This is a genomic window from Candidatus Gracilibacteria bacterium (assembly GCA_041661045.1).
In the GTDB taxonomy this organism is placed as follows: Bacteria; Patescibacteriota; Gracilibacteria; order UBA1369; family 2-02-FULL-48-14; genus 2-02-FULL-48-14.
On sequence record JBAZVE010000001.1, the window covers coordinates 1,082,314 to 1,098,702 of the forward strand.

General features: G+C 45.8%; 11 protein-coding genes, 2 tRNA genes and 2 rRNA genes. 11 read left to right on the forward strand and 4 right to left on the reverse strand.

Annotated features, from left to right (window positions below; genetic code table 25):
- Positions 1 to 19: 19 nt before the first annotated feature.
- Positions 20 to 667, forward strand: coding sequence for a hypothetical protein (locus WC777_05250; protein ID MFA6024581.1), 648 nt, complete (start codon positions 20 to 22; stop codon positions 665 to 667).
- A 6-nt stretch (positions 668 to 673) separates the two neighbouring features.
- Here the strand turns inward: WC777_05250 and WC777_05255 are convergent.
- Positions 674 to 750: transfer RNA gene (locus WC777_05255), tRNA-Ile, on the reverse strand.
- A gap of 53 nt (positions 751 to 803) precedes the next feature.
- Positions 804 to 880: transfer RNA gene (locus WC777_05260), tRNA-Ala, on the reverse strand.
- Between the two features lie 105 nt (positions 881 to 985).
- On the opposite strand from WC777_05260, the gene WC777_05265 reads away from it, so the two are divergent.
- Complete coding sequence (locus WC777_05265) at positions 986 to 1,219, forward strand: hypothetical protein (GenBank protein MFA6024582.1); 234 nt, start codon at positions 986 to 988, stop codon at positions 1,217 to 1,219.
- Between the two features lie 12 nt (positions 1,220 to 1,231).
- Here WC777_05265 and WC777_05270 read toward each other — a convergent pair whose 3' ends face one another.
- Positions 1,232 to 1,822 carry an RNA polymerase sigma factor gene (locus WC777_05270; GenBank protein MFA6024583.1) on the reverse strand — a complete coding sequence of 197 codons (591 nt, stop codon included), beginning with the start codon at positions 1,820 to 1,822 and terminating at the stop codon, positions 1,232 to 1,234.
- Positions 1,823 to 1,944: 122 nt separating this feature from the next.
- Here WC777_05270 and WC777_05275 point away from each other — a divergent pair, with 122 nt between their 5' ends.
- The 9 genes from WC777_05275 to WC777_05315 all read left to right on the forward strand — a co-directional run bounded on the left by WC777_05275 (position 1,945) and on the right by WC777_05315 (position 14,948).
- On the forward strand, positions 1,945 to 2,403 hold the full coding sequence (locus tag WC777_05275; GenBank protein ID MFA6024584.1) for a hypothetical protein: 459 nt from the start codon (positions 1,945 to 1,947) through the stop codon (positions 2,401 to 2,403).
- Between the two features lie 310 nt (positions 2,404 to 2,713).
- Positions 2,714 to 5,681 (forward strand): 23S ribosomal RNA (locus tag WC777_05280).
- Positions 5,682 to 5,755: 74 nt separating this feature from the next.
- A 5S ribosomal RNA gene (rrf, locus tag WC777_05285) occupies positions 5,756 to 5,871 on the forward strand.
- A gap of 111 nt (positions 5,872 to 5,982) precedes the next feature.
- Positions 5,983 to 7,680 (forward strand): GspE/PulE family protein, encoded by a 1,698-nt coding sequence (locus WC777_05290; protein MFA6024585.1) that lies wholly within the window; start codon positions 5,983 to 5,985, stop codon positions 7,678 to 7,680.
- 8 nt (positions 7,681 to 7,688) lie between these two features.
- Positions 7,689 to 9,311: a type II secretion system F family protein gene (locus tag WC777_05295; GenBank protein ID MFA6024586.1), complete on the forward strand. Its 1,623-nt coding sequence runs from the start codon at positions 7,689 to 7,691 to the stop codon at positions 9,309 to 9,311.
- Between the two features lie 15 nt (positions 9,312 to 9,326).
- Positions 9,327 to 11,282 carry a hypothetical protein gene (locus WC777_05300; protein MFA6024587.1) on the forward strand — a complete coding sequence of 652 codons (1,956 nt, stop codon included), beginning with the start codon at positions 9,327 to 9,329 and terminating at the stop codon, positions 11,280 to 11,282.
- Positions 11,283 to 11,712: 430 nt separating this feature from the next.
- A complete protein-coding gene (locus WC777_05305) occupies positions 11,713 to 12,102 on the forward strand; it encodes a hypothetical protein (GenBank protein ID MFA6024588.1) in 390 nt (129 codons plus the stop codon).
- 24 nt (positions 12,103 to 12,126) lie between these two features.
- Positions 12,127 to 14,439 carry a pilus assembly protein PilM gene (gene pilM, locus WC777_05310; protein MFA6024589.1) on the forward strand — a complete coding sequence of 771 codons (2,313 nt, stop codon included), beginning with the start codon at positions 12,127 to 12,129 and terminating at the stop codon, positions 14,437 to 14,439.
- A 62-nt stretch (positions 14,440 to 14,501) separates the two neighbouring features.
- Positions 14,502 to 14,948: a type II secretion system protein gene (locus WC777_05315; protein ID MFA6024590.1), complete on the forward strand. Its 447-nt coding sequence runs from the start codon at positions 14,502 to 14,504 to the stop codon at positions 14,946 to 14,948.
- A gap of 43 nt (positions 14,949 to 14,991) precedes the next feature.
- Here the strand turns inward: WC777_05315 and WC777_05320 are convergent, their stop codons facing one another.
- On the reverse strand, positions 14,992 to 16,389 hold the full coding sequence (locus WC777_05320) for a hypothetical protein (protein MFA6024591.1): 1,398 nt from the start codon (positions 16,387 to 16,389) through the stop codon (positions 14,992 to 14,994).

The window sequence follows — 16,389 nt, forward strand, 5'->3', positions numbered from 1 at the left end:
CTGGGCTGCACTATAAATTATGGCTCGATCTAAAGCTCCTCAACAATTAGATACTGTTCATCTCCTTGTTCATCCCGGATTTGTAATGGGAGGAGAGGTAGATCCGCCATCCCGGACAAAACTTCCTGCTTATACTGAGTATTTCCGTAACTTGATTAAAATTGTGGAGAGTGTGGGCCCTGAAGATTTACTGCTTTTTTTTGCTGGTGAGTCCAATCCTTCCAAGGAAGTTTCTGGGTTCAGCCCCTTTGAACTATTCGATGTCTTGAAGGAACAATTGGCTGAGCGCGCTATGTCTGTTCCTAATCATGTGTATGGCAATACCACTCTTTTCAAAAGGTTTGTTTTTCAGAGATGGATTCGTTCTTTAGGTTTTTCTGTTGCTCCGGAGACCCAATGCAGGGCGTATGGGGAAATTTTTGATGCGTGCGTTTTGCAGCACGCGGCGGGTTTCCATGAGTCTTTTGATTTATATAATCCTGCTCTTGTTGTTCTTAAACATACGGATTTCAAGAGTTATTACATGAATCAGCTTCTTGCCTCGATGGAGAGGGCGTATTTGCAAAAAGCACTGGAGGATTGTGTACTGTTCAGGCCCCCATACTCTCTTGAAAAACACCGTGTTGCGTACCTATTGCCGGATGGAAGTACCGTGCACGCTCAATAAGAAAAATGGTGGGCGATGGAAGATTTGAACTTCCGACCTCGACATTATCAGTGTCGCGCTCTAACCAACTGAGCTAATCGCCCGAATAGCATTGAGTCCCTGCCGGGACTCTTTTGGTACGCACTAAAGTGCGTGGTGGTGGAGCCTAAGGGAGTCGAACCCTTGACCTCCTCGGTGCAAACGAGGCGCTCTAGCCAACTGAGCTAAGGCCCCACTAGTGCTCAACGCTAAAAAAACGAGAGCGAAGAACTTATATCACTTTGGGGTTCAAAAAATCAAGCAGACATGGCAAACTGAGGGGGCTTTCATTTTATACTTATGCTTTTACAGGGACTTATAGGAATGGTGCTCGGGTTCTTGATTCTTATTTTTAGACCTCAAATCAAAAATTTCACCGGAGATATTGGTTTTGCAGAACGGACTCTCGGCGCGGGGGGGACCTGGACCTTCCTTTTGTTTTTAGGTGTTTTCATCTTCATCCTCTCCCTCATGTGGGCGATGGGAACCTTGCAAGATTTCTTATTGAACACCTTTGGACGATTTGTGTCTTAGTCTGGGTGCTTCTTAAAGAAGCTTTTTAAGGGCTTCTTCTGTTTCGGGGTCCAATCTTTCGCGTAGAGCCTTTTTTGCTCGAGATAAACGAGACATGACCGTGCCCATTTCAATCGTCAGTTCAGCTGCAATCTCGTCGTACTGCATATCCTGTTCGTACCTCAGGGCCAAAATTTCACGGTGGATTTGGGATAACCCTTCTAAGTGGGGTCTCAAAAGAGCTCGTATTTTTTGTTGTTGACTTCTCAACTCCAATTCCCGTAATCCTTCACTTGAAGTGGGGGTTGTCTCTGAATGTTTGGCAAGAAGTTTCGAGCGATTCTTCCTGTTACGAATAAGGTTGAGGGCGTGGTTTGAAACAGCTCTATAGAAATAGTTGTTTGCATACTCTCCACCGCTGAATCTGGTTGGATTTTTAAGGATTTTCAATACTACTTCTCCAAATATGTCTTCCGCTTCTTCTTTATTGCACAGGCCCCCTTCCACCATAGTCCTTATTAAACGAGGCCTCATTGCATTCAAACGATTCAAGAGTTCTTGGAGGCGTTCAGGGGATTCCGTGGTGGGTTGAGGCGCGTCGATGGCTTCAGATACTTCAGACATATTTTTTATAAAATGGTACTTCCCGGAAATTAAAGAGCCAATATGGGTATATGTCAAGACGACTATTGACTATTCTAACTTTTATTGTTAGACTCCTGGTCTTGTCATTTTAACTTGTTTTTATGAGACACTTTAAATCTGCATTTGCGGGTGCCGTGGTACTCGGGATGGGCGGTGCGGTTTATGATTATGTAACTTCTCAAACTGGACAAGCAGTTGCACTTGAGGTAGCCGACCCCCTGCTCGCTCAGATTGGGATGGACTGCCATCTTGCTTTGCAAGATCCTATTGGTCCAAGATCTTTTACGCCTAGGCCTGATTCTGATGATATGTGTGCCCAGTTGAGGTTGCGTATCGATACCACTTCGGCGAATAAGGATCAGATTGATTGTTTAGAAAAGGCGGTTGAGCATCCAACCTATGAGCCAGAGGATGAGGATTCAGATCTTAACCTCTCCCTGTCTGGGTGGACTTTTTCGGATGGTGATGTGCAGTTGACCATCTCTGTGGCTCAAGATGATACCTGTCACATAATCTGGCACGCCACTCCACTCGGATATGAGCCAGAAAAATCCGAATAAAATTCCTATTGACTTCACCTTGTCGGCTTCCTATAATGCCCCAGCTTAATCAGTAAGCGCGGTCCTTTATCCTCCTTAATGATACTGATCCATTTACCCTAGAGTTTCAAACCACACAGGTCCTTCGGACCGTTTGAGCTTCTAGGGTGTATGGAAACATACACCTTTTTGTTCCTTGAAAATTCGGGTTTGAACTGAACGACTACTTCAGTTCGAACGAACAAAACAATTTTAAGACTCACAACAGGAAGAGCCTGTTGATGAGTAATTATTCTTTCTAATTGCCATAAAAAAGCACGGAAGATGACGTTAAATCATTGAAAAAAATGCAAAGAATGGATGCCTTGACTCAAAACTCCGATGAAGGACGCGGCCAGCTGCGATAAGCTTCGGCGAGCTGCTAAGCAAGCTTTGACCCGAAGATCTCCGAATGGGGAAACCTTACAGAAGTAATGTTCTGTAGCCTCGAAAGAGGCGGAAACTAGGGGAATTGAAACATCTTAGTACCCTGGATAAAAGAAATCACATAGAGATTCCCGTAGTAGCGGCGAGCGAACCGGGAACAGCCCAAACCTTATCCTTCGGGATAGGGGGTTGTAGGACCTCAACACGAAAGCGTTTTCTATTAGCCAAACGACCCTGGAAAGGGCGGCCATAGAGGGTGATAGCCCCGTCGGCGAAAATAGATACGATTTCCAGAGTGTTCCTGAGTAGGGTCGGACACGAGAAATCCGGCCTGAATCTGGGAAGACCACTTTCCAAGGCTAAATAAGTTTTGAGATCGATAGTGAACAAGTACCATGAGGGAAAGGTGAAAAGCACCCCAGGAAGGGGAGTGAAATAGATCCTGAAATTCTTTGCTTGAAATAAGTCGGAGCCCTTCGGGGTGACGGCCTACCTTTTGTAGAATGGGCCAACGAGTTAGCTGTATGGTGCAAGCCTAAGGGAGTTAAACCCGGAGGCGTAGCGAAAGCGAGTCTTAACCGGCGCCAAGTACCATGCACTAGACCCGAAACCGGGTGAGCTACCCATGGGCAGGTTGAAGATGGGTTAAAACCTATTGGAGGACCGAACCAACTTGTATTGTAAGACAAGTGGATGACCTGTGGGTAGGAGAGAAATTCTAATCGAACCCGGAGATAGCTGGTTCTCTTCGAAATAGCTTTCGGGCTAGCCTCGTATTTTAAACCAATTGGGGGTAGAGCACTGTTTAGGCTAGGGGGCAAAATATGTCTACCAAACTTAGACAAACTTCGAATACCAATTGTATGATACGGGAGTCAGACGGTGACAGCTAAGTGCCATCGTCGAGAGGGTAACAGCCCAGACCGCCATTTAAGGTCCCTAATAGAGATTTAGTGGTAAAGGATGTGAAATTGCGTATACAACCAGGAGGTTGGCTTAGAAGCAGCCATTCCTTTAAAGAGTGCGTAATAGCTCACTGGTCTATGCGATTTTGCGCCGAAAATACAACGGGGCTCAAATCTCTAACCGAAGATGCGGGTATATTTATTATACGGTAGAAGAGCGTTCTCATCGGCACTGAAGCCAGATTGTAAAGTCTGGTGGAGCGTTGAGAAGTGCAAATGTTGGCATAAGTAACGTCATTTACGTGAAAAACGTAAACACCGAATGTCCAAGGTTTCCCAAGCCACGTTAATCGACTTGGGGTTAGTCGGTCCTAAGGCCCAGGCGAAAGCCATAAGCTGATGGACAACAGGTTAATATTCCTGTACATTTTGAAAATCGCCCAAGCAAAACTGGAAAGCGATATCGTTCCACTCAAGGTCCTTCGGGATTGCGAGGGGAATATCATCAATTGAAAGTGGCGCTAGATTCGGGGGGACGCCGTAGGAGTCTTTGAGCGCATCAATGAATTTGCGTGCAAGTGTTGAGCTTATGCCCTTTCAGGTAAATCCGTTAGGGTTCGTAAGGCACGATGCAAATGGTCGTAAGACTAGATTCAAAACGCTTCCGCGGACGAGAAAATCCTCGCTTCGAGAGTTTCAAAATACCGTACCGCAAACCAACGCTGGTGGACTGGTAGAGTATACCAAGGTGATCGGGATAACTAAGCTTAAGGAACTCGGCAAAACAGCAGGCGTAACTTCGGGATAAGCCTTACCTGCATCTTGCGATTATATCAACTGGATGTAGGTCGCAGCGAACGAATACCTGCAACTGTTTATCAAAAACACAGGTCCGTGCAAAGTCGTAAGACGATGTATACGGGCTGACTCCTGCCCAGTGCCAGAAGGTCAAGTGGAGGGGTGTATGCTCCAAAACTAAGCCCTGGTGAACGGCGGCCGTAACTATAACGGTCCTAAGGTAGCGAAATTCCTTGTCGGGTAAGTTCCGACCCGCACGAATGGAGTAATGATGGGTATACTGTCTCGAGCTTAGACCCGGTGAAATTACAATATCGGTAAAAATGCCGATTAGACGTGGCAGGACGAAAAGACCCCGTGCAGCTTTACTATAGTCTAACATTGACTCTGAGTACTATCTGTGCAGAATAGGTGGGAGGCAGTGAAGCCGAGGCGCAAGCCTTGGTGGAGCCAACAGTGAGATACCACCCTGATTTTGCTTAGAGTCTAACCCCTCACAAAAGGGGAACAGTGTTTGATGGGTAGTTTAACTGGGGCGGTTGCCTCCTAAAGAGTAACGGAGGCGCGCAATTGGTCGCCTAAGTCCGGATGGAAATCGGACGCATAGTGTATTCGCACAAGGCGGCTTGACTGCAAGGCCTACAAGCCGAGCAGGGACGAAAGTCGGTGAAAATGATCCGGTACCACCATGTGGGTGGGGTATCGCTCAACGGATAAAAGTTACGCCGGGGATAACAGGCTAGTCTGGTCCAAGAGTCCATATCGACGACCAGGTTCGGCACCTCGATGTCGGCTCGTCGCATCCTGGGGGTGGAGAAGCTCCCAAGGGTTTGGCTGTTCGCCAATTAAAGCGGCACGCGAGCTGGGTTCAAAACGTCGTGAGACAGTTTGGCCTCTATCCGCCATGTCTGAAGGAAAATTGAAGGAAGTTGCCCCTAGTACGAGAGGACCGGGGTGAACAAACCTCTAGTGTACCTGTTGTCGTGTCAACGGCATAGCAGGGTAGCTATGTTTGGTCTGGATAACCGCTGAAAGCATCTAAGCGGGAAGCCAGTCCTAAGAAAATTTTCCCAATTAATCTCCTTGTAGACTACGAGGTTGATAGGCCGAAGGTGTACGCCCAGTGATGGGTTCAGCCGATCGGTACTAACAGATGAATGATGTTTTAATGTTTTCTTTCGTCTTTTTTGTGGCAATTTGAGAGAATAAAGTCTTGGCCTCGCCAAGTTAAAAAGCGGTTTTGTTCAGGTATCTATAGAGAGGAGGTCACACCCGTTCCCATTCCGAACACGGCAGTTAAGCTCCTCTTCGCCGATCGTACTGTCACAATTAGTGATGGGAGAGTAGGGCGATACCTGAACTAAGCCGCTTTTTTTTGTGAGGGAAGTTCCTTTGATTTGATAAAGGAGGTTCCAAAATCCTCTTTTTTGTGCTATAATTAGCAGATTTAAATAAGATAAAAACAAAACAAATGGCCGTTCGTGATGATTTGCTTGCCGGTAAGCTCATCGAAAAAGGGCTTGTTGATGCCAAAGTTTTGGAAAAACTTCAATCTTCCCTCAAAACACAAGGAGGGTCTTTGGAGAATCTTCTTTTTGAGCGGGAAGTGCTTTCGGAGGAGGTTTTGGGAAAAGTGATTGCAGAAATCTATGAAGTCCCCTTCATTTCTTTGAAGGACAAGCCAGTTTCTGATGATTTGCTCTTGATGGTACCTTATCTGGTGGCTTCCCATCAGTTTGTTTTGCCCTTTGAACGCAAAGAGGGTGAGCTTTTGGTGGCTTTCAACAATCCTCATGATTATGAGCTCATTAATTTTTTGGAAAACAAAACGGGCTTAAAGGTTCTGCCCCATTACGCCACTAAAAAAGATCTGCAAGCTTCTTTGAAGGTCTATAACCGAAATGTGAACGATAAGCTGGATACCTTGCTTCAGGGGGCGTTGACGGACACCAAGAAATTGGAATCCTTAAAGGATGCTTCCCAGATTGTGGATACGGTGATTTTGCTTGCTTATCAAAGTGAGGCTTCGGACATTCATCTGGAGAGCCATAAAAATCTTTTTGTGGTGCGCTACCGTATTGATGGCATTTTACACACCATTGCGGAACTTCCTATTGTTATTTCCGATCTCATCATCACTCGCATTAAGGTGCTTGCGAAACTTCGAATTGATGAACACCGTGCGGCGCAGGATGGGCGATTTAAGATTACTCTTGAAGGGAATGAGATCACTTTGCGTGTTTCTATTTTGCCTACTTACGATGGGGAAAAGGCCGTGCTTCGTTTGCTTACTTCTTCACGGCAGGAATTGGATTTGGCCGGGTTTGGCTATACGCCCAAAAACTTGGAAATCATTAAAAATAATATCCGTAAAACGAATGGGATTGTGCTTATGACGGGGCCTACGGGATCCGGTAAAACCACGACCTTGTATTCTATCTTAAAAATCCTCAACACTCCCGAGGTCAATATTTCTACGATTGAAGATCCTATTGAATACCATCTCGATCGGATCAACCAAACGCAGGTTAATCCCAAGACCAACCTTACTTTTGCCAATGGGCTGAGGTCTTTGCTTCGTCAGGATCCAGATATTGTGATGGTGGGGGAAATTCGTGATGAAGAAACCGCCAGCACCGCCATCAATGCGGCGCTCACCGGACATTTGGTTTTGGCTACGCTGCACACCAATGATGCCGCCTCTACATTGCCACGATTGCTCGAAATGAATGTGGAGAGCTTTTTGGTCTCGGCGACTGCCAAAATGGTGATTGCTCAGCGATTGATCCGTAAAATTTGTGAGAAATGTAAGACGCCCTATACGCTTCGCATCGATCAGCTCAAGGAACTCGAGAAAAAATCCAATGTTAAGGAGAATCTGGAACAAATCTTCTCGGGGATTCAGGAAGCTAAAGATGGAACCTTTACCCTCTACAAGGGCACCGGTTGTGAGGCTTGTACGGGTGGATTTAAGGGACGAACCTCTATTTGTGAAGTGATGGAAATTTCTGATGAGATTCGAAAGAAGATTTTGGATAATGAATCGCCCACCGCCATTCAAGCCGTGGCCGTTAAAGAGGGGATGGTGCCGATGTTTGTGGATGGAATGATCAAAGTCTTGCAAGGAATCACGACTATTGAAGAAGTGCTTCGAGTGATGCGCTCTTAACTTTAATTATGGCCAAATCTTTTAAATACAAGCTTGGAGATAAATTGGGGCCCGAGGCCAAAGGGGTTCTTGAGGCTGAAACGGAGCACGATGCCATTAAAAAGCTTACGGAGCTGGGGCATACGGTCATTTCTATTCGAGAACTTAAACGAGGGTCACAGCCATTTTGGGATAGGCCTCACTTGAGTTTTGAGGAAAAACTTCTTTTTACAAAGCACTTTGCCACCATGCTTCGTGCGGGCATCACCATTACGGAGGCGCTTCAAATTTTGGCGTCTCAAACGGTTCAGGCCAAAAATCGCCAAATGTATGAAAGTATTCAACGGAGCGTGAGGGCGGGACAATCTCTTTCGGAAAGTCTGAAACCTTACGACACTATTTTTTCTGATTTGTTCATCAATATGATTGAGACGGGGGAAAAAAGTGGAACCCTCGACCAAATTTTGGATTATTTGGACGAACAGCTCGACAAAGAATATGAACTCCGGAAAAAGGTGATTTCAGCGTTTATTTATCCCGCTGTGATCATGGGCATCACTTTGCTTCTAACGCTTGGAATCGTGTTTTTCATCATGCCTAAAATTACGGATATTTTTACTTCTTTTGACATCACGCTTCCGCTGCCAACCCGGTTCCTCATTGGGTTCAGCTCTTTGCTTACGGCTCAGCCGCTTCTCACCTTACTGGCGGCCATCCTTTTTACGGGTTTTGTGGTGTTTCTGCTCAAGTGGAAGGCCCTTAAGCATTCTCGCGATTGGATCGCCTTGCATTTGCCTGTTTTTGGTAAGGTTTTGCGCTATGCCAGTTTGGCACGATTTGCGCGCACCCTCACTTCTCTTTTACAAGCGGGGATGCCGATTACAAAGGCCTTGAATGTCATTGCAAAAATGATGACCAACAGTTTGTATCAAGAGGCCGTTCAGAATTCCGCGGCTAAAGTGGAACAAGGTGGGCAGTTGGGGGAGGCCTTTGAAGGAGAGGAAAAACTTTTCCCCATTTTAACGGTTAAAATGCTGTATGTGGGAGAGAAAACCGGAAGTTTGGAGACCACCATGAAGCAATTGGCCCTTTTGTATGAACGGAATGTGGATGGCCTTACTCGTAATTTAACGGTTTTGCTCGAACCCATTCTGTTGGTTTTCATGGGCCTCATGGTTGGAGGCGTGGCGATTTCGATTATTTTACCGATTTACCAGTTGCCTAATCTTCTTTCTCGATGAAAAAAGCCTTCACCTTACTCGAGATGCTTTTGGTCTTTACCATCATGGGATTGTCGTTTGGACTTGCTGTTCTTTATGCTCAAGTGTCTCAGCTGAGGGCTGATCTTCATGGTCAGGCCGATTCGTTTGTTTCTTATGTGCGGCTTGCACAAAGTGATGCCGCGAGTGGTAAGCATGGGCTTGCTCACGGGGTTCGTGTGGAATCGGATTCTTACACGCTTTTTTCCGGAGCCGTTTATGATCCACTGGATCCGCTGAATATTCTGGTGGAGCTTCCTCCCACGATTGAGATCCAAAATATTGCACTCAATGGGGGAGGTTCAGACCTTATTTTTACGATTCCATATGGGGAGACCGATACTTATGGATCACTTAACTTTACTTCTCTTTCCACCGGTGAAACGGTTTTAATAACGATTTACGCCAATGGCATCCTTGATTACTAAAAAGCGCAGATTTTTGACTTCTATAAAAGCATTTTCTCTCATTGAGATCTTGCTCGCTATTTTTGTATTTTCTTTGTTTTCAACGGGGATGGTTTACCTCTCTTTGGATACCGCTTCCCGTGCGGTGCAGGTGGAACTCAAGAATGAAGCCCTGCTGTATGCGGAGGAGGGGATTGAAGCCGCTCGAAATATTCGAGATCGCAACTATTTGGATCTTGTCGCTGGCTCTTATGGCTTGAGCTTCTCTTCGGATACTTGGTCTTTGGGAGCAGCTCCGGAAACCATCGATGGCTACTATCAACGAACCGTTTTGGTTGAAGATGTGTATAGGGATGGAAACGGAGATATTGTTCCTATGGGAGCTTTGGATCCGGAGACCAAAAAAGTGACAGTTACGGTGGATTGGAATTGGAAAGCTTTGTTCCCAAAATCTATTTCTTTGGTCACTTATCTTACAAATTGGACCGGAGATGAATGGATGCAAACCACTTGTACCGAATTTGCCGGTGGGACCTTTACGGACACCAGTGCTTTGGCCAGTATTGCTCCTCCAGCGGACAACTGCACCGTTGAACTCACCCTGGTGGAAGGGCAAAGTGACTTTTTTTGTTCGGTGGAGGCGGGGTCTCACGGAACCGATATTGTGATGGCGGATGATTATGCGTATTTCACTACCGGGAACTCAGGGAGTGGGCTTATTACGGCGGACATGTCCGCCTTGGGTGAAGCGGAAAGTGAGAATTGTGACGATGAATTTGATGAGAAGGAAGTCGACATAGGAGGGAAGGGACGGTTTTTAGTGAAGAGTGGAAATTACCTTTATATTGGAGTTCAAAGCTCGAGCAAGGGCTTGGCGGTGGTGGATGTTTCGGATCCGGATGATCCGGATTTGGTGAGGCAAATCAACCTTGGAGGTTATGGGAATCAGCCTTTTGTGAGCGGGAATACCCTTTTCATGGGGGTCGAAAAAAGCAGCAACAGTTTTGTGGCTTACGATATCAGCAGTCCCTCCAACCCCGTCTTTTTGGGAGCATACAACCCGAGTGCCGCGACAAGGACAGTGGAGATCAATGGCAATTATGCTTACATTGGAATCGATAACGCTTCCTCGACGCTTCGGGTGGTGGATATTTCCAATCCATCTTCCATGAGTTCTGTTGCCTCACTCAATTTATCTGGAAGAGCGTACGCCTTGGAATACTATTCGTCGGTTCTTTATGCGGGTACGGACAGTGCCACCAGTTCTTTAAAAGTTATTAATTTGAGCAATCCCTTGAGTCCCACTTTAAGTTCTTCAATGAATGTGGGTGGCAGTGTACAAGATCTTAAAGTCGAAGGGGGGTATTTGTATGCGCCCACGGATGTCACAAACAATGCTTTGGCGGTCTTGAATGTGAGTACCCCGCTGGGGCCGGAGATCACCTATTATGCGGATCTTTCCGGGAAGGGGACGGGGGTGGATACCAATGCGGACAGGGTTTTCTTGAGCATCGATACCGCCAATGAGGGCTTGGTGATTCGAGACACCGTGAATGTTGAATTGGCCAGCCCCGGTACCTTTACTTCAGAGGCTTTGGACACCGGAAGTGTGGATACGCGGTTTAATTTTATTGAATGGGAGGCCACGGTGCCGATGACGGGCTCTATCAGTTTTCAACTGCGTACCGCCAATTCCTCCGCCGCACTCTCTTCCGCCACTTGGGTTGGGAGCGACGGAACCTCTGCCACTTCTTATACCACTTCTCCCACCGTGATTGTTTTGGATCCTGCTCGCAGCGGAAATCGATTTATCCAAGTAAAAATCACCATGACTTCTGATGGAGTTTCGACGCCCGCTTTGGAAAGTTTTTCTGTTAATTACAACCCATGAAGAATCGCTCCGCCACTACTCTCATTGAAATCCTTGTTTACTTCACTATTTTTGGAGTGTTTTTAACGGCAGCGTTTTCTTTTGCGATTCAGATTGTTAATCTCAGTGAACTGACTTCTCGTTTATATGAACTTGAGGCACAATCTTCCTTTGTGGAAGAGAATATGAAAACCGCTCTTTTGACGGCGGAGGAGGTGGATGGGGCAAACAGTGTTTTTGATGCGGATGCCGGAATTTTGACTCTCACCATGAGTGAGGTGGAATCGAACCCTACGGTGTTCTCCGTCTCGAACGGGCAGATTTTTATGCAAGAGGGGGCGGGAGCCGCGGAGGCTTTACATTCCTCCTTGCTTCAGGTTACTTCTTTACGGTTCCATCGGATCACTTATGATAAAACTCCGGATCAAATTCAGGTGGACGCCATCTTCACGGTGCCCTCCGACCTCGCAAATATTGATGCAGACCTTTCTCTTCACTTTACCATTTCCCTTCGTCCATGAAAAATCCACAAGCTTCCGTTGCGCTCATTAGTATTCTGATTATTTCAGCTTTCACGCTGCTCCTTTTGGTGGCAACTTCGATATCGGGCCTCTCCAATGCGGATCAATCTTTCAACTTTGATTCCTCAAAGATCAGCTATTATGGTGCGGAAGCTTGTTTGGAGGAAGCCTTGCTTCGTACGGAGCAGGACGCGGCTTTTACCACCACTACTCTTTCTTTGGATGAAGACACCACTTGTTCGGTGACCGTTAGCGGCGCCAATCCCAAGACGGTTTTGGTGACGGTGGATTTTCTGGAGTACAGTCAGAGCTTTCAAGCCACCGTTTCCATCACTCAAAACGGACAAATTTACAACAATGAACTTTTAACTTGGGAAGAAATTTAGTGTAGTATTGATTCACCTCGCCTCATGTTCCTATTCTCCAAAAATATTCTGGGCATCGACCTGCATGATCACCTTGTGCAGTTTGTTGAATTGAAGAAAAGAGGCAAAAAGTTTTCTTTAGAGGCGTACAATCGTTTAACGATTCCGGAGGGTTATATTCAAGATGGAGAAATAAAAAAAGAAGAAGAGCTTAAAGAACTCCTTAAGAAGCTTTTGAAGGAGGCCAACCCCAACCCGGCACGATCTAAAGAAATTGCGCTTATTTTACCGACTCAAGTCACTTTTATTCACATTTTTCACTTTCCCGCAAATTTATCGATCTCGGATTTGAGGAAACTCATTCCCGTGGAGGTTGAAAATATTTTGCCATACGCGGCGGCGGAGGTGTATTGGGACTTCACTATTCTTGAAAAACATAAGGATGACGGGCAGAGTGTTTTGTTTGCCGCCACCCCAAAAGTTTCCGCGGATCAATACTTGAAACTTTTTAATGAGCTTGGCTTTAAATCTGTTCTTTTTGGCATACAGCCGGAGGCCTTGCAAAACGCTTTGGCTTATAAATTGGTTCCTGAGGAAACCACCATGGTGGTTGAACTCGGAGCTTTGGCCACCAATTATTTGTTCTTAAATGGATCTGTCATTCAGAAATTCGTGAGCATCAACGGGGGTATTGAGGATCTTATCCAAACTTTGAGTCGCAATTTTTCTCTGTCTTCCGATGAACTGTGGGCCAACTGGGAGCAGCATAAAACAGAGGAGCGCTTTCAACCCGATCTGAATGCCTTTATTGAGGAGGCTTACAAGCAAGTGCAGACCATACTTAAAGAAACCCTCGGGCTTGAAGAAAAAAACTTAAAGGGCCTGCTCTTTACCGGAGAGTTCTCGAACCTCCCTTTATTTTATGAGCGGGCTAAGGAGACTTTTGTAGGGAAGACCGTGCTTATTGGAGATCCTAAATCCAGGTTGATTATTGATGATAAAAAGTTTGCATCCGACCCCGAGAAATATGGAGGGAAGGTGCCTTATTCCATTTATTTTACGGATGCCATTGGAGTGGCGCTCAGGGCTCTTTATGGGTCGGGGCGAGCGCTCAATCTCATTCCGGACACCCTCAAAGCACATTTTTCTCAACAAAGGTTGGCGCTCATTATGGGTGCGAGCTCTCTTCTCATGACGCTTTGTGCCGCCTTTTTTACTTCTTCGGTTTTTTATCAAAATCGCCAGCTCTCTTTTTCTCGCTTGAATCTTGAAATTCAGAAATCCGGTATTGAAAAAACATTGTTTGGAACCCGGTACATTGGTGTCAAAGAAGAGCTTACCGAGTTCAACAAGGAGGTTACGGCTTTAAAGAAAATCGATCAAACCCTTATCTCTTTGCCTCTCGTTTTGGAAGATGTCCTGGAACTGATCCCGAGCCAGGTTCAAGTTTTGGCGATTGATTTTATAGACGAGAGTCTTTCTGTGGAGATCACAGGGATTTCCACCAGTCGAGAGGCGCTTCTTGCCTTGCAGGACAATTTGGAGGCGGCTGAGTTTGTGAAGGACTTTGATATTCCTCTTTCTTCTTACGACCAAAAAACCGACACTTCTTTCACGGTTTCCATTCTCTTAGATTTTCCTCATCTTCCTTTTTATGCAAGCTCAGAAAACAATTGATCGGTTGCCAAAATTATTCCATGTTTGCATGGTTTTAATGCTGTTCTTTTTTGCGGCGAGCATCATTTTGGGAATTTCCAACAAAAAATTAGCTTTGGATATTGAGGTTTTGGAGATCTTTTTGTTGAGTGCTGCGGAGGTGAAGCCCAACTTTGAAGAAAGTTTGAATTTTTATACGGAAGGAGCTCAAGATGCCATTGATTATGTTCAAACGCTTCGTCCGGATTCTGAAGGAGAATACATCGATTTTATTTCCAGTGTTGAGGGCATTGGCCAAAACTTGGCTTTGGATGTGAACCTGGAGTCGCTCGATACACCCAAGCCTGACAATTTGGGGAGCGTACTGCGCTATCGCGTGGAATTTTTTGGAAGCCGCAATGACTTGATCGCTTTTCTAAAAGAGCTGGAGGCCCTTCCTTACTATGTTCGGGTTGAAACCCTTCAATACAAGTCTTTGGAGTTTGCGGTAGGGCCCCAGGGGCAATTGGCTCAGAATGTCGTTCTAACCCTTCAGCTGTATGTTCGATAAAATTTTTCTACCATTTTACATTATTCTGGCTCTTTTTATTGCCATGTTGATTTACTTGAGCACGGTTTATTTTTATGAGCCGAATGGGGAACTCTCTCACGACGCTTCCGTGGAGATCAATTTACCGGTGATTCAACTGGACGATTATTTAAATTTGTCAAAAAGCTTGAGGTAGAGTAATTTTATTTATAGTAATTATTCATAACCACGCCCTATGAACCGTCTTCATAAAAAGGCCTTCACTCTGATTGAAGTCCTCCTTGTGATCGTGATTATTGCCATTTTGGCAGGAATCGTGATCATTGCCGTTAATCCCGGCCGTCAGATTTCTCAGGCCAACAATTCTCAACGCAGCAGTGATGTGTTGGCGATTTTAGATGCCGTACACCAGTATGGTATTGAGAATCGAGGTACTCTTCCGGCTGCTATCACTGCTACCGCAACGGTGGTGGGCAGCGGAGCTACAGAGATCGATATTTGTACGGACCTTGTTCCCACTTACCTCACAGCCATTCCTTTTGATCCCAGCACCACCGGTGCCGGATACACGGACTGCACCACTTATTCTTCCGGCTACACGATTGCCGTGGATGCGGATGGTCGAGTAACGGTTGCGGCTCCAGATGCTGAACTTGCTGAAACCATTTCAGTGACTCGATAGTTTCTGATATTTAAAAAGGAGGGTGGACAACCGCCCTCTTTTTTTATGCTGCTTTTTGCAGCATGAGTGCCCTCACACCCTCTAAACTTTCGCGGTCACCTGACTCCAAGCTGTCTTCTTTTAGTAATTCCTTGCACCAGTGAAGATTCTCCTCTATTAATCGATTTTTGCGCTGAATGAAGATGGGTTTCCCCTCTTCTATCTCCTCCATCATTTCAATGATGTCCGGCGTTTCTAAAACCGTTCGTATCTGCGTTTGGAGTTTTTGGATTTTTAATGTATGAAGATTATTGAGTCGATCTGCAGCCTTAACTCTTAGCGTAACTTCTCGTTCTTCTTCCGGGAGCGGGAGCATTTGTCTTTTTAAGTAGCCGGGATGGTCCTTTTCATCTTCCGGTTTGGTGAGAGCTTGGATTCCTCTTAAAATCAGAGCCCCTTCTTCTTCTTTTCTTCGATACATGATATTGGTTTCCCCAGATATGGATGGATATCTTTTTCGTGTCAGTCGATCTTGGATTCCGGTGTCCCAGGTCGGTTTTTCTGCCAGTTTTTGTTTTAAGAATCCGATCCCAAGATTCCGATGATCTTCCGCATAATCGTGACCTTCGGCTTCGGTTACTCCAAGCTTCATGTTTCTGAAAATGGCCTTTCTCTTTTCCGGATCGGGCTCCATCTCCAATTCCAGACTGTATCCATTGATGACATCCACGCAAACGGAATAAATATGGTTCATGGTGAGCTGACCATCCTTTCTTCGGCGCTTCGCCTTGTTGTGCTTATGGCCTCCGGTGTGTACCGCACTGCGCACGGCCGCATAGTAGAGGTGTCCCAGTTGAATCACTTCCGTCCACTCGATGAACTCGTCGAGGTCTTCTATACCGGTTTCAAAAGAGGGATCTTCTTCTTTTTTGTAAGCGGAAAGCAGTTGTAAAAAACAGCTCAAGTTTTGAAAATACAGCGCTTTTTTTGTGTAATGATGTCCTCTATCTTTATCTTCCTCTTCTTTTGAATACCCTTGGGTCTCTTGAGGGATGGAAATGATGGTTTCGGGAGAAACACTTAGAAGTTCCGTGGCTTGCATTTGTATTCGAGCGTCTCTTATCCTTTTCAGGACGCCTTTCCCGGATTTTTCCCACATGGTATCCATGGATTGATCCAACTCTCTTTTGGCATTTTTTAGAGCGATGGCGCTTTCTTTGAGGGGATGATCTTCGTCCAAATGTGGCGGGAGCTGGATCTGATCAACGGCAAACTGAAAAATCCGTTCTTCTATTCTCCACATGGGGCGTTCGTCGATTTCCGCATAGGCGGGCTCCGCATGCCACCTTTCTTCCGGGATGGGAAAGGGAGGTCTTTGATAATCAAAATCACCGTAGGATTCTTTTATTCCCTCATCTGTCCCTGGGTCTATTTCTCTGTTTGGAGATTGGGTGTCAGGCAT